Below are 14,095 nucleotides of genomic sequence, written 5' to 3'. Positions count from 1 at the left end.
AGCGCAGGTATTTACCTAATAAGATCCATTGTTCAGCCCTTAAAAAGCATATTTAATGGCTGGCGTGTGGCTTTGGTTAGGGGAGCTCATTTTTAGAGAAGGGAACGCCTGCTTACCAAAATACAGTTATATGCGCATTATATCGAAAGTAGTTATCTAACCTCGCTATATAATATGCGTTTGTATCCAACTTTGATGTAGTGTAAATAATATCATTTTAACCTTACTCCTGAACGCCAAAAAGGGAATTGACCTTACTTTCAGTATTTTGACCCTTCATTCTGAACAGCCAAAAGAAACATACATAGCTAAAAAGGCAAAGTTACTCGTTTAATTAGGTAATGACATTAAATACAAAGCTCTGCTTTACTCCTTATTCACAATAAGCTGGTGCTCTTTCAATAAATAGACCACTTGGTATAACTATTATGTACACTTTAAATTAGGCATTCATTAGCCGTACTTTAAATTATCATGGATATAATTAATCACAATTTATTCGACTTTTTTAAGCTTTAAGATAATTCGATAAGTATTATCGTAGCAACGTTTACTTAGTTGCTAACTCACATTGTAACTTTCTGTAAGGCACAGCTCGCTACAAAAAATTCGGGGATGAGCGATAACCGGTCATTGAGATTGGCTAAATATCGTCGTTAATTGTTTGGTCAACTGCTCTTTGCGTATATATTCATGAAAATGAGCGTTAAGTCGGCAGGAAAATGCACGATTTTAGCACTATAAAATGTTGAACTAAGCCGCTACGCGGAGATCCTATTCTGACCATTCGAGCCACACTTACCTGGGGTTATCCCATCACTTGGAGGTAAGTAATGAGTACACTCATTGAACAAGTCAAAACTGAAATAGCCTATCGAGGTAAATCCCCCCCGATTTACCAAAGGGTCTTACTGATTACACAAAACGGGTAACAGAAGAGCAATACCCAGAATTATGTAACTTGAGTCCTTGTAGATAGTTAATCTTCTTTTCGACGTTTAATAATGTAGTGCGTTTTGACATCTATATCTACATATTTAAAGTCTTCTTCGTAAAAAGTATCTAACCACTTTTTTCTATCCTCATTCGTAATCGTTATTGTCTCTGCATGCTCATCAAGTATCGCAGGTAACTCGCGATGCTCAACACAGCATCGAATCAGTGGATCAATTGTTAGCACTTCATGGGTAGAAGAAGCAAACGCATCTAATATTTTGTTCAAACTTAGTTGCGCTACGGGAAAGCGACTGGCTTCAAAATCAATAGTAGACCTATATTCATTCCTCCTATGCTGATAATTCTAAACAAGGGTAGATCCTCGTTTGGCGACAGATAAGCGACCCAATACGTGTATCCGTTGCTTTAGTGATTTTAATTTTGTTACCATCTTTAAATGTCACGCCTGCTTTTATCCAATACGGATCATCTTTGTTGTCTATCGGTAAGCTACTTAAGTCAATCTTTGACCAAGAAACGTTATAGTCTATAAGTATTTCATCAAACAATGAGCGACCCACCAGCCCTAAGGCGTTTGCAAAAATAGCGCGAGTGAACATCACATTATCATGCACTTTTATTATGGCGCTATTGATAAAGCGCCCCCCGTTACTTGTTAATCAACAGAACGGGTAAATTGAAAGCGCCACATTGAATGTGGCGGGTATAGTGATACGTTAAGCGTGTATAGTGATTGATACACCGTATACCCAAATGCACAACTAACTTGCATCAAGGACTGTGTTAATATTGCATATTCGCCGCTCTCATACTTCTCAAGCGCAATCGCAGACATTCCTATGTCACTTGTTAGCTTTACTCGCGTCAACCCCATACGTTTGCGTTCGCCGCGAATAGCGGCCCCAATTTGCTTATTTGCAATTGCGCTATCGATTATCGCGTCAGGAGTGAGGGAAATATTAAATGTAGTCATCTTGCTATCCATTTTTTAAAGTTGATAGCATCATGCCTACATTTTTAAAACGCGCTTTTTTCAGAAATTAACTAGTTGATGCTTGTGTAGTAAAAATTAAAACAAGCTTCTTTATGACAAAATCAACGCTGTACCCCGCAATCATACACATTGAAAAAAGTGTAAGTTGTTCTTTGGGTCTCATCTCATCGTTAATGCTTAAATTGAATACTTCAAAATCAGTGTGAAGCAGCATACTTACGAGCAAGCCTACAATTGCCCTACTTAACAAACTGCGATAAAAGCTGTTCTTACTAGTGTATTTTTTTTCATTAATTAAGAAATGAAGAAGACCACCTGCTACAAACATAATCGTAATTTGAAATAACATAATAACTTCCTTTTCTATTTGCTTTGACGTTTTTCAAAGCATGTATCTATTTTATCATTTAATAAAAAAAACGAACGTTTTAAACAAAAATAAATTTTAAAGCCTGTTTTTACTTTGTTTTTTCTACGCACTTTGAAGTCAGATTGTTTTAATTGCGATGAAACAGCCCTAACCAAGACCTTAAATATAAAAATTGATAGTTTGTTAGGGATGGGCTATATCTTGAATAGGCGGAAACAATTGTGAATATGCAAGATAGACAAGTGCGAACGCCTCATCTTCTTCGTAAAATTCGCAACCAAGCGTTAGATGTGAAGGTAATACATCAACAAGCGCTTCCGTTAGTTTTAAACCACCATTGCCTGGCAGTCTTAATTTCCAATATTCCCTCTGCGACTTGTCTTTGCTCCACTATAATCCCCGAAGGGGATGCGAGTTCAAGTAACGTTCTACGGTCTGACGATGAATGCCCCACTCCAGTATCTTCCAGCAGCCTCAGCACTGCGCCATGAGAGTAATCATATTTAATGTAGCGCGACAGCCTTTCGCCAAGCACCTCTTCGCCGTTGTTTTTTGCAGTAATGTAAACTGGCTCATGTGGGTTTGATACATATTCTATAAGCTCATCCCACGATGTATAACCTAATGTAACCGCAAGGGCTTCATGCACTTATTTAAGTGTTGATGGCGTTGATGCGAAGCAGGTTACGTCAAACGACATTCAAGATGCTTTCCACTCGTAAAAAAGAGCAGTAGCCCATGTATAAGCTTCAATAGAGTGAGTAGGGGTTATTTTTAAGTTTTTCATGATTTTTTTAGTTTATTTTATGAGTCGATTAATAGCAGGGGAAAGGTTATCAAAAGCCAAATATTGTAAGTTTTAGTCTATTTAGTGGTTGTGAAGGAAGTGGGGTGTACAACGTTGTACACCAAGTGAAACTGTTAACTTGGGTAGGGCGTACAACGCTGTACACCAAGTGAAACTGTTAGTTTGGGTAGGGTGTACAACGCTGTACACCAAGTGAAACTGTTAGTTTGGGTAGGGTGTACAACACTGTACACCGAGTAAAGTTTCAAGCTTCTAGTACCGCTCTAAGCTGTTCAATAAGATTTTCAGCTTTTTCTTTACTGATATTTAATTTCAAAGTACCTTTTCCATCAGTGGAAGCTTTTATACCTTCTATACTATTTAATGCGTTATAGGCGTCTGGTAGAACCCTCTTCGTTTTAGTCGCTGCTTCTGTATACTGTAATATTTCTTTTTCCACTTTTCTGCTAGCGTCGGCATAGGCCTTATCATCAAGCAATTCGTGATTGTTGTGTTTTTCTAAATTTTCTGGTGATAAATATGCGGTAAAATCATTACAAATTTCTAGCGCTTCATTAAGTAATGTTTCATTATGTTTAAGCGATATAAGAAATCTCGTTTTAATAAAGCTTAAACCAGGAAACAACTTAAATAACCGAGTGGGTAAAATAGCAAAATCTTTAGCATATTGCGCTGATGTTTTTGCTATTTTCAGCTTTTCAGCAATTTTACGCACACTTTCATCCAGGAGGCCAAGTTCATTAATTTGTAAAGACAGGTCAATAACAGTCGGCTTTCTATATTCGTCAGCAATAGTCGCAATATGTTCTTGATCTACTAAATCCATTTCCGGAGTAAGTAAAACTTTTAGGACGCCTGAATTAAGTAAACTAACACAATAGGTGCGTCTTGTTCCTTCCAGTATTACCATTGATTTTTTTGTACCAACAGCTCTTATTGGTTGTGTATTACACCTGTTTTCTTTTATTGAAGGAAGTATATCAGACACATCAGCACGCGTTAAAAATTCCTGACTCCTATGGTTATACGGTGAAGGTTTTGTGCTCTCACCAATTGTAGAACTATTAATTTCCACCATCTTAAAAGTGTATAATTTTCCAGTTATCGGGCTTTCCCAAGTAACCCCATCTTCATCAAGATTTATTTCTATATCTGCCGATGGTCGGCCAAATGTTTTTTTAGCTTTCATGTATAAATGTCTCGCGTAATTCGTTTACTGTTTCAAAAAATGATTCTGCGAAGTCATGAGCAGCTTCTTTTGCGCGCTTCAAGCTTTCTGCACTGCCTTCGTAATGTTTTGGCATCTTTGTTATTACTGTATCAAATGATTCACCAGTACGTTCAAAAGCATCCAATTTAGGCATAGACTTGTTAAGCATTATATTAAATATAGACTTGGCGTGCCTCCGAGCTTCAATATTATGTTTTTTCTTTTCTTGGTATTTAGTCATAAACCCAATATGAGCTTCTATATTTAAAGTAGCACCAGATTCTTTTATTTTATTTTCTAAAACAGGGAGTCGATTAATGAATTTTAATGTTGAATGTAGGTCAACTTGAGCTGGCGGGATAGGTGTCAATAAAATATCCGCAGCAACCATAGAGTTTAGCATGAATGCATCGATATGCGGGCCGGCATCTATAATGATGTATGAATATTCACCTTTAATTTTGTTTATAATATTTTTCTTTAATACTTGGTAAATATCTTCTTTTCTTATTCCTGCTTCATCACAAATTGATTCCCAATTAGCTGCTAAAAATGCATCTTCAATTGATGCAGGCATTATATCAACGCCTGAAATTGCAGAGCTGTATATGTAGTCTGACATCAACTCTTCTTTTGATATATCTTGAAGCATTGCCTGTGCGCTAGTTGTGTCAATACTATTAAGAGTTAAGCTGTGGCTCATAAACATAGTAGATGAAGATTGAGGATCAAGATCTATTACTAGAGTTTTTATATCGTATGGAGTTAGGTTTGGTGCAGTACGTAATGACTGTGCTAATGTAACCCCAGTAACCGTTTTGCTAACACCACCTTTCAATGATGACATAAATACAGTGATAGCTTCGGGTTGAAAATCTTTAAGCTTTGGATGCCCTCTATTTTCATAAATTTTAGTTATATCTTCAATAGTAATGGCATATACACTATTGGCCCCCTGTTTTACACGGTTAAACTCATACCCAGACGCTTCCATATTGGCAACCGTGTTTTCAACAACAGCTCTAGTAAGATCTGGAAATATCTTATGTAGACTTGATTTTGAGTAGGTTAACGAAAAAGTTTCTTCGCCTGCCAAAAGTCTCTCCTCTGAGACTGACTCTGAGAACTGCTTAAGTTTTGCCTTTGATCTTTTTGCCATTTTAATTAAATCTACTGACATTTTATCCTGCCTCGAACGTTGCATTTTATAGGTTGTGTTGCTTTTTATGCTTTATGTTGATTTCCTACATGTTAAATGCAATTGTTCTCACGCGCAAGATATGTATTAAATACGTTTTTCGTATGTTTGAGTTGAGATTTGTACAAGGAAGTTAAACACCGTAAAAAAGTATTGAGCTCTGCCAAATACAGTTTTCATTTGGCAAGTAGCGCGTATAAAATCGTACAATATATTGGATGTACTATTTATGGAGGAAAGTATGTTTAATTTAAAACCAATACAACTTATCAGTATGCTGTTTAGTTTTGCGGTAATCTTACACACAATAGAAATGATTTTTTCTCTTGTGATGATAACAGCTGGTTCATTTCTGCTTTGGCTCTTTTATTTTAATGACTATGACTATGTCGTAATGATGTTGATGGGTGTCCTTTCGTTGGCGGCAGGTAGTACGTTTGCATACCGAGGTATATGTGAAACAAAGACAGCAAGGAGTGAAATTTAATGGTGTATATAAAAAAGGTGGTGTCAGTGACAAAGACCCAAAAGAGATAAATAACTTTTCTGAATTTAAACGCTCTCTATTAGCTTTAAAGGGGGTTCACGTATCAGTTATATACCTGCTTGTATCTGGCGTAAAAAGGTAGAATTTGTGTCGGTTAATTTGCTCGGAAAAGTAATAGATACCTATATTGAACAACCTATCGATTTAAAGTCGATGTAGGAGTGCGTTGCATCAGGTATCTCTACATGTGCTGCATAGTAAACATTGTAACCGCTCGATTGTCATGAAAGCCACTTAATACAGCCTTATTGAGTGGGAATCCCTTTATTACCCCTCCATTTAATACAAATAAATGATTATCTCCTCGTACCGTATTGCAATTAGCGCAGGTATTTGCCTAATAAGATCCATTGTTCGGCTCTGGAAAAGCATATTTAATGGCGTGTGGCTTTGGTTTGTATAATATTTTTGGAGGGCTTAACCTTGGCTGATAATTTTAAAATACTGGATGATTTAACTAAAGAAATAAATGAAGGGGCTGGTTATCACAATTTACCAATAGAGCTTTTAATGACTCCTGATTTTATTAAAACATACTCTTGCTTCACTGATTTTGAATGCCTATTGCTTTCAAGTCGCTTGAAAGATAAATACTCGACTAATTCAGACTTGTATTCTAGTGGTGAATGGGAGCTTTTGATTAGTGAAAATACAAACGTCAATTCATGGAGAGAGTTGCGAATTAAAGCTGCTATTATATATGTAAAATCAAGATTACCTCATCAGTAATAATCTCCAGAGCAAAGATACTTACTTAAAAATACCACTCTATAACAAGCCTTCGAAATCCATTTCCATTTTCATTGTTAGTTGATTGAATTTTGGACATGTCAATAATGCACCTTAGATGTGGAATGTCTTTATATTTTAGTGATATACATTTCAATATTTAAAGAGCACATCTATACTGTTTTGCATGTGCTTATACAAAAGTATTGGGAATGAATGTGCCTGGTAATATAAAAAATTTAGAATCAGAAAACAGAAAGCTAAAACAAACTATTGTTGAACTATCTAAAGAAAGAGATAAATATAAAAAAATCTTTGATGTTTCAGCAGATGCACTTTTAATTATTGATTTAACCTCTAGCAAGTTTATAGAGTGTAATCAATCCGCTATTGAAATGCACGGCGTACAAAGCAATACTAATTTCCTCAACCTTAGCCCTTCTGATTTATCACCTAAGTACCAATCCTGCGGCAGGCTCTCTAAAGAAATGGCTAAAGAGTATATAGCAAACACTGTTGAAAACGGTTCTCAAATCTTTCAGTGGCTGCATTCTCGTTTAGATGGAACTACTTTCCCTTGCTTGGTGTCGTTAACCTCCTTATCTATTGGTGACAGTCAGTTAATCTTGGCTGTTGGTCGAGATATATCAGACTTAGTAAAAGCTCAAGAAAAGCTGATCACCGAGCATTCAGAAAGGAAACGTTTCGAAACAGCTTATTTAGGTGAAAAAGAAAAATTTGAAAAATTTGTAGATTTAGCACCTATTGGTATCATAATAAACGCAATAACTGATGGTAGGTTTGAGTTTGCCAATCAGGAATTCGAGAAAATTACTGGATATAATGCCGAAGAACTTAACCAAATGGATTATTGGCAACTCACCCCGAAAAAATATGCAGAGCAGGAGCAAGAGCAACTGGACTCACTCTCTGAGTACGGCCATTACGGCCCGTATCAAAAAGAGTACATCCACAAAAATGGTGAAGTATATCCTGTACTACTGTCGGGTATAAAAATTACAGACAGTAAAGGCCAAGTATTTATTTGGTCTGTTGTACAAGATGTTTCATATCTAAAAAATAGTGAGCAGCAACTACAATTAGCTAAGGACAAAGCCGATCTATTTGCACTACGTATGCAATTAGCTAATGATTCTGCAGGAATTGGTGTTTGGGAGTGGGATTTAAAAACAGGAGTGCTAATGTGGGATAACTGGATGTACAAATTACATGGCATTACAGAATCTAAGTTTTCTGGGGCATATGATGCATGGATAAATATTGTGCATCCTGACGACATTGAAAACACTAAAAGCCTGTTAGAAGCAGCTATTAGTGGCAATAGTTCTTATGATCCTGAATTTCGTGTTGTTCATCCGGATGGCAACATAAGAACGATGAAAGCAAGCGCCGAAATATTAAGAGATTCACACGGCGAAGCAATTAAGGTGGTAGGCGTAAACTACGATGTTACAGACCGAGTTGATGCATTACGCGTTTTGTCAGAATCAAAATTAGCCGCTGAAAATGCTGTAAAGGCAAAAAGCGACTTTTTGGCCAATATGAGTCACGAAATACGCACGCCAATGAATGCGATTCTAGGTGCTCTACAATTACTAAAAAACACTAACTTATCTACCGAATTGAGTACAGTGCTTAAAAATGCATCCTTCTCAGCCCATAGTCTCTTAATCATAATAAACGATATTTTAGATTATTCGAAAATAGAGTCGAATAAATTACAAATTGAAAGTGTCCAGTTTTCATTAACCGAAGTATTGGAGTCAGTAAAGTATGATCTAGACTCTTTAGTTAGTGGAAAGCGAATTCAGTTTCTCGTTAATAAGAGGAAAAGCTACAACGAATACTGGATAGGTGACTTAGTTAGGGTTAAGCAGATTATATTAAATTTAGCGACAAATGCAGTCAAGTTCACAGAAAAAGGAAGTGTTCAAATAAACGTTAGCAGCCAACTCTATCAAGATAAAAAAGCTATTAAGATTGAAATTATCGATTCCGGTATCGGTATGAGTAAAGAGGCTGTTGAGCATATTTTTGAGCGCTTTACTCAAGCTGATACCTCCACAACGAGAAAGTACGGTGGAACTGGGCTAGGTATGTCCATCACAATCAGCTTAATTGAAGTGATGGGGGGTAAAATGGATATTCAAAGTGCATTAGGACGAGGCACAACGATAAGCCTTATTCTGCCTTTAGATCAAGTTGATTTTGCACCTGTTAATAAGGCAAAAAAAGCATTATCCGCCCCTAACTTAGAAGGTAAAAAAATATTAGTTGCAGAAGATAATAACATTAATAAAGTGCTAATAGAGGCAATGCTTAAACGAACTAATGCAAACGTTACAATTGTTGAAAATGGTCTACTGGCTGTCGAAGCGGTCCAATGCAACAAATTCGACTTAGTATTAATGGATATACACATGCCTATAATGGATGGTATTGAGGCCCAACAACAAATACAATCTTTAGATCCAGGCCTTACTGTAATGGCACTTACAGCAAATGTTATGGAAACAGATGTAGAAAACTACTATCGTAAGGGGTTTACCGCACATATTGCAAAGCCGATAGACATAAATAAATTGTATGGAACTCTGAAGCATTATTTCAATAGTTAAGAGTCTGATATTTTGCAGTATTTAAATGCCCTTAGGTCATGTATGCTTTTAAAGAAATTTAACTGAAGTAGGTTTATTGGCAAGTGGCAGACCTAAACGTTGATCCAGTCGTTGGTGTGAATTCGCTGTTACTTATACTAATAACTGTTAAATACGATCCTTGCGGCATAAAATTTTGTTTGTGATAAGGTATTTCGCTAACTTACGCAACGTTCGCTATATTAAGTTTTTAGTCCACTGTAATCGAAAGAAATTAGAGCAATCATTTAATAAATAAAATATGGTTTGTGATAGAAATGCTTAATTTTAAGGGCGAAGTGCGTAGTAATTAGGTCATAAATATATAGTTTTAAGATCTGGGTTCATGATTGATTTGTCTTTTCCTGAAAGATACTTCGCAGTTATAATTTCAGTCACCTCTCAAAAGGGTCTATTAAGAAGGTAATTGTAAATTTCGTTTTAAATTTTTCAGTGCTCTTAGGGTCCGAGTCTAACTCTATCTTTGCATTAAGAATTTGCGTTACCCACTGCGATACCATATATAACCCAAGACCTATATTGCCGTTACCACGTGCTGATGTATAAAAAGGTTCAAATATTGAAACTTGCTTATCTTTATCAATGCCTAAACCGGTATCCGAAACTGTAATTTTAATTTCGTCGTTTGTTTTTTCAGCTCTGATTTCTATTTCGCCTACCTGATTTTTCTTAAAACCATGATTAACTGCATTCATGAGTAGATTTTCAATGACTTGTGACATGATACCAGGGCGACTTTTTATATTTATATTCTCAATAAATTGCGTATTTATTTTTATTTTTGAATTTTTTAGTCGGGAGTTAAGTGTTATTAATAATTCATCAATAACGTCTTTAATATTAAAATCAATAAAATCTTCATTATTTCTATCAATAGCCATTTTTTTGAAGCTTTTAACAAGCACAGCGGCTTTGTCTAAGTTTGCTCTGGCCAGTCCTAGATTGTTTTCAATACTATGTGCACTCTTTTCAAGTTGAGACTTAGTTAGTCCTGTTTCAATTGCTTTACACAATCGTTTTATAACTGTTTCTGCGTTAGACACGGAGATAATAGCGCCGCCAATAGGGGTATTCATTTCATGTGCAACACCTGCAACAAGTAAGCCTAAAGAAGAGAGTTTTTGTGCTTCTATAAGGTTTTTTTGTAGTAATTGTTGCTGTTTAATTGTACTTGAAAGTGTATTGTTAACATGTTTAAGCTCTGCTTTTTCAGTCTGGAGATCGTCAAATAATTGATGCAAAACATTAGTATATCGATACTCTCTATATAAAATAAAACTACCAATTAACAAGAAGATAGACGTAAAAAGGAAACCATACAGAAATGCAGAAAATTTTATCTCAGATATCGTTCTATCTCTGCTCTTTATATAGATATATATGGTGTCGTTTAACGCTTCATTATGCTTTTTGGAATAAAGTACAGGTAACTTTCCTGACGTATACATATTAGAATCAGAATACCTTACCGTTCGATCATCTTGGCTAATAATTATATCCCAAAGCTTACGATTAGAGCTTTTAACATTAAGGTTTGGCTTATTTAGCATAAACCCCCATTCTTTGGCAGGCTCATGGCTAAACAGCCAATAACTATCAGTATTAATGATATATATTTGAGTGTCTTTAGAGGATAAGTCTCTTATTTTCTTAAAGAAATCAGTTAGGTTAAAGTTGATTATAATTAATCCATCAACAATATAATCACTCGCACTTGTTCTATGGGTTACCCTTATTGTAGGTTCAATAGGGGAGGTAACAGTGCCGTATTCCATGTTCAAATCTATTCTTGAAAGAAATGAGTCGGGAGATTGAATCGCGACACCTTGCCTAAAATAGTATCGCGACATTTTGTTTTGTAGCGCTTTAGGTTCTATCACATGGCCATGTCCATCTTTGAAGTTAACTCTAAAGCGTTCATTTCCCATCATATCAACCCAACGTATTTGAGATATGTTAGGCGTCATGAGACCAAAATTTAAAAAGTACTCATTGATCGCTTTCAGAGATTGAGGTGTTCTTAACATGTATCTTGGTGTAGAGCCTCTTTTTAAATTTTTATTATTAGTCAGAAATTGCGTTAACTTTTTTATACTGCTCAACTCTTTAGCAAACTCAGTGTTAACAAAAGCAAGTTTGTCATCTTGATAGCCCTGAATCACTGTGAGCCTCGATTGCAGAGTTTGCTGATAAACTAAAAAACCTATTAACACAGCCACAAAAAGAAGAAAAAATAGTTTAATTGCTGTATTTTTTTTACTAAGGTTAGGTGAACTATTTACTTCAGCAATATCAAGGTTTTTCATACTGTTTTAGCCATTCAATCAAATCTTTGACAAATAAAGGCTTTGAAAAATAGTATCCTTGAGCAACATTACAGCCTATTTTTTTAGCCCAATTGCATTGCTCTAACGTTTCAATTCCTTCAATAATAATAGAGAAATTAAATCGCTTAGCAAGATTTACAATCATTTCAAGAATATATTGATTGTCTGTATTATGCTCAATGTTACATATGAAACAGCGATCAATTTTTAGAATATTAGCCGTAATCTCAGTAATGTGCGAAATTGATGAATAGCCGGTACCAAAGTCATCTATACCTACCTTTATACCCAAGGCCATAAACTTTTCTAACGACTCTCTGATTAAATCATAGTTACTAATTGCTTGTGTTTCAGTGATTTCTAGCTCTAACATAGATGGGTCTATGTTAACTTCATGAATTTTTTGAGCTATTCGATCAAAGTATTGCGGGTTGGCTAAGTCAAAAGCAGACGCATTAAAAGCTACAGGTAAATTAATACCTTTATTTTTAAGCTCTTGTATAGTTGCTAAAATTTTATCAAAAATAACACAGTCTAGTTCACTTATTAATCCAGCCGTTTCTGCTAATTCAATAAACACTTCTGGGCTAATAAAGCTACCATCTTTTAGTTGCCACCTTGCGAGTGCTTCAAAACCAATAGGCGTTAAATCTACTAAATCCATTTTAGGTTGCAAGGCAACCTCTAGAGAACCTGAACCAATAGCCGCTCTTAATTTAGCCATTAAGCTAAATCGTTTTGTGAGTGCTTCTGTTTTTTCTTGACTATGCTTTATATATTTTGAAGACGTAGAGCGGTTATCACTTAAGCTTGATTCTGCTATGCTGATTATTTTTTCTGGCGAGAAACTCAAAACAGAGCGTAAGCCCATCTCTAAAACGCGTACATCGGCATATTGTCTAACCATTTGTATCTGACACATTGGTCTATTGAGTACTGTAATCATTTCTTTTGAAATTTCAACGTCAGTATTGACGAGTAAACCAAAGCTACTGTTGTTAATAATGGCTATTCGGGGTGAGAAGGAGGCAAAGGTAAGCTTAATATTTTTATAGACCTCAATTAGTAATATTTGACAAAAATCATGACCAAAAGTAAATGCTTTTTCTTCAAATTGCTCAACTTCAAACACGATTAACTTTGTTCGATATTGCTCATGAAGATTCATATTCCTGATTTCACGCGTTAACCAATTTCGGTTATGTAAATTTAGTGAGACATCTGTATATGCCAATTCAGTCAGCTTATTGAGTAATGCTATATTCGAAAACCCAGTATTAACGTTTTCACTAAACACTTTAAGTAAATATTCATTTTGCTCACCTATGGAGTTGTCGGACTTGACGATCGTGACATAGCTTTTATTATCAAGGCTTTTTGTTTCAAAATAGAAGACTGTGTGATGTTTCGAAAAAACATGGCGTTTTTCAGTAATAGCAAGTTCAAAGTCAGTGTAAATATCGCTACTTAATACTCCTTGCTCAACCAGTTGACCTTCAAATCCATCAAAGCAACCATTAGCGGTTGATATAATTGCCTTTGTGTTGGAATCACCACTGGAGCATATTATTCCACCACCATTAGTAATATGTAATATATTACTAATTTCCTCTAATACAGCTTTAGAAAAAGAGCGCATGTCGTGCTTACTGTTAATGCTTCTTGAGGCATCTAATACTAATTGGAGTCCTTTTCTTGCTGATGATATTTGGGATATATATTGCCAAGTTCGTAGGTTACTTGTGACTATTGACTGAAGTTTTTCTGCTGAAACATCTGACTTATTCCAGTACTCATCAATGTCTAATGATTTCATTACATGTTGCTCTGGGGCAAAACCGGGCTGCCCTGTAAGTAATACTATGCGCATATCTGAATTGCCTAACACCTCCCTTATTGTATCTACTAAGCGCAACCCCGAGTCATCATCTTCCAATACAACATCAATGAAGGTCAATGCAATATCTGGGTGTGAGCTCAAAACAAGGGCTGCTTGCGATATCGAGTTCGCTACAAGAACCTCTATTGTATACTCTTCATCAACCTGCATTTCTTTTAAGCTATTAGTTAAAGCGTTCTGATAATTAATGTCGTCTTCAACTGTAAGGATTTTGATTACTTTCTTATTTAAATCGTTAACCTCTTGCTCTTCATCAAAAACGAATAACCCATTGCTATTAGACATTGTATACTACCTATGTTTTTAGTGATTTTCTAAAGTGAGTTCATTCGTATTTTTGTTAAAATGTACATAAAACAACTCATTATAAAAAGGCA

General features: G+C 35.6%; 12 protein-coding genes. 3 read left to right on the top strand and 9 right to left on the bottom strand.

Features of this window, described 5'->3' with window-relative positions; translation table 11 throughout:
• Positions 1 to 979 precede the first annotated feature (979 nt).
• The 7 genes from I6E70_RS15975 to I6E70_RS15950 form a co-directional block, all read right to left on the bottom strand.
• Complete coding sequence (locus tag I6E70_RS15975; RefSeq protein ID WP_197189163.1) at positions 980 to 1,180, bottom strand: hypothetical protein; 201 nt, start codon at positions 1,178 to 1,180, stop codon at positions 980 to 982.
• A 106-nt stretch (positions 1,181 to 1,286) separates the two neighbouring features.
• Positions 1,287 to 1,559 (bottom strand): hypothetical protein, encoded by a 273-nt coding sequence (locus tag I6E70_RS15970; RefSeq protein WP_197189162.1) that lies wholly within the window; start codon positions 1,557 to 1,559, stop codon positions 1,287 to 1,289.
• A gap of 53 nt (positions 1,560 to 1,612) precedes the next feature.
• Positions 1,613 to 1,930, bottom strand: a complete 318-nt coding sequence (locus I6E70_RS15965) for a helix-turn-helix domain-containing protein (protein WP_197189161.1) — start codon at positions 1,928 to 1,930, stop codon at positions 1,613 to 1,615.
• Positions 1,931 to 1,997: 67 nt separating this feature from the next.
• Positions 1,998 to 2,300, bottom strand: a complete 303-nt coding sequence (locus I6E70_RS15960; protein ID WP_197189160.1) for a hypothetical protein — start codon at positions 2,298 to 2,300, stop codon at positions 1,998 to 2,000.
• Positions 2,301 to 2,504: 204 nt separating this feature from the next.
• Positions 2,505 to 2,669 carry a DUF7007 domain-containing protein gene (locus tag I6E70_RS20950; RefSeq protein ID WP_442960297.1) on the bottom strand — a complete coding sequence of 55 codons (165 nt, stop codon included), beginning with the start codon at positions 2,667 to 2,669 and terminating at the stop codon, positions 2,505 to 2,507.
• Between the two features lie 704 nt (positions 2,670 to 3,373).
• Positions 3,374 to 4,318, bottom strand: a complete 945-nt coding sequence (locus tag I6E70_RS15955; RefSeq protein ID WP_197189159.1) for a hypothetical protein — start codon at positions 4,316 to 4,318, stop codon at positions 3,374 to 3,376.
• Positions 4,308 to 5,519, bottom strand: coding sequence for an AAA family ATPase (locus tag I6E70_RS15950; RefSeq protein ID WP_197189158.1), 1,212 nt, complete (start codon positions 5,517 to 5,519; stop codon positions 4,308 to 4,310). Before I6E70_RS15950 ends, I6E70_RS15955 begins: the two co-directional genes overlap by 11 nt.
• A gap of 259 nt (positions 5,520 to 5,778) precedes the next feature.
• Here I6E70_RS15950 and I6E70_RS15945 point away from each other — a divergent pair, with 259 nt between their 5' ends.
• The 3 genes from I6E70_RS15945 (at position 5,779) to I6E70_RS15935 (ending at position 9,452) form a co-directional block, all read left to right on the top strand.
• A complete protein-coding gene (locus I6E70_RS15945; RefSeq protein WP_197189157.1) occupies positions 5,779 to 6,024 on the top strand; it encodes a hypothetical protein in 246 nt (81 codons plus the stop codon).
• Between the two features lie 483 nt (positions 6,025 to 6,507).
• Positions 6,508 to 6,813, top strand: a complete 306-nt coding sequence (locus I6E70_RS15940) for a hypothetical protein (RefSeq protein WP_197189156.1) — start codon at positions 6,508 to 6,510, stop codon at positions 6,811 to 6,813.
• 212 nt (positions 6,814 to 7,025) lie between these two features.
• Entirely contained in the window at positions 7,026 to 9,452 is a 2,427-nt protein-coding gene (locus I6E70_RS15935) for a PAS domain-containing hybrid sensor histidine kinase/response regulator (protein WP_231620132.1), read from the top strand.
• A gap of 413 nt (positions 9,453 to 9,865) precedes the next feature.
• Here I6E70_RS15935 and I6E70_RS15930 read toward each other — a convergent pair whose 3' ends face one another.
• Positions 9,866 to 11,797, bottom strand: coding sequence for a sensor histidine kinase (locus I6E70_RS15930; RefSeq protein WP_197189155.1), 1,932 nt, complete (start codon positions 11,795 to 11,797; stop codon positions 9,866 to 9,868).
• The gene (locus I6E70_RS15925; RefSeq protein ID WP_197189154.1) at positions 11,784 to 14,003 is read right to left on the bottom strand and encodes an EAL domain-containing protein; all 2,220 of its coding nucleotides are present in this window, start codon (positions 14,001 to 14,003) and stop codon (positions 11,784 to 11,786) included. Before I6E70_RS15925 ends, I6E70_RS15930 begins: the two co-directional genes overlap by 14 nt.
• Positions 14,004 to 14,095: the final 92 nt, after the last annotated feature.

Origin of the sequence: Pseudoalteromonas sp. NGC95, assembly GCF_015864705.1 — a bacterium.
Taxonomy (GTDB): Bacteria; Pseudomonadota; Gammaproteobacteria; order Enterobacterales; family Alteromonadaceae; genus Pseudoalteromonas; species Pseudoalteromonas arctica.
This window is presented reverse-complemented; position numbering and strand designations above follow the sequence as displayed.

Excerpts from the sequence above, each read along its gene's own strand:
- I6E70_RS15965 (WP_197189161.1), bottom strand. The coding sequence starts at position 1,930 with ATGACTACATTTAATATTTCCCTCACTCCTGACGCGATAATCGATAGC.
- I6E70_RS15960 (WP_197189160.1), bottom strand. The coding sequence starts at position 2,300 with ATGTTATTTCAAATTACGATTATGTTTGTAGCAGGTGGTCTTCTTCAT.
- I6E70_RS15955 (WP_197189159.1), bottom strand. The coding sequence starts at position 4,318 with ATGAAAGCTAAAAAAACATTTGGCCGACCATCGGCAGATATAGAAATA.
- I6E70_RS15950 (WP_197189158.1), bottom strand. The coding sequence starts at position 5,519 with ATGTCAGTAGATTTAATTAAAATGGCAAAAAGATCAAAGGCAAAACTT.
- I6E70_RS15945 (WP_197189157.1), top strand. The coding sequence starts at position 5,779 with ATGTTTAATTTAAAACCAATACAACTTATCAGTATGCTGTTTAGTTTT.
- I6E70_RS15935 (WP_231620132.1), top strand. The coding sequence starts at position 7,026 with ATGAATGTGCCTGGTAATATAAAAAATTTAGAATCAGAAAACAGAAAG.
- I6E70_RS15930 (WP_197189155.1), bottom strand. The coding sequence starts at position 11,797 with ATGAAAAACCTTGATATTGCTGAAGTAAATAGTTCACCTAACCTTAGT.
- I6E70_RS15925 (WP_197189154.1), bottom strand. The coding sequence starts at position 14,003 with ATGTCTAATAGCAATGGGTTATTCGTTTTTGATGAAGAGCAAGAGGTT.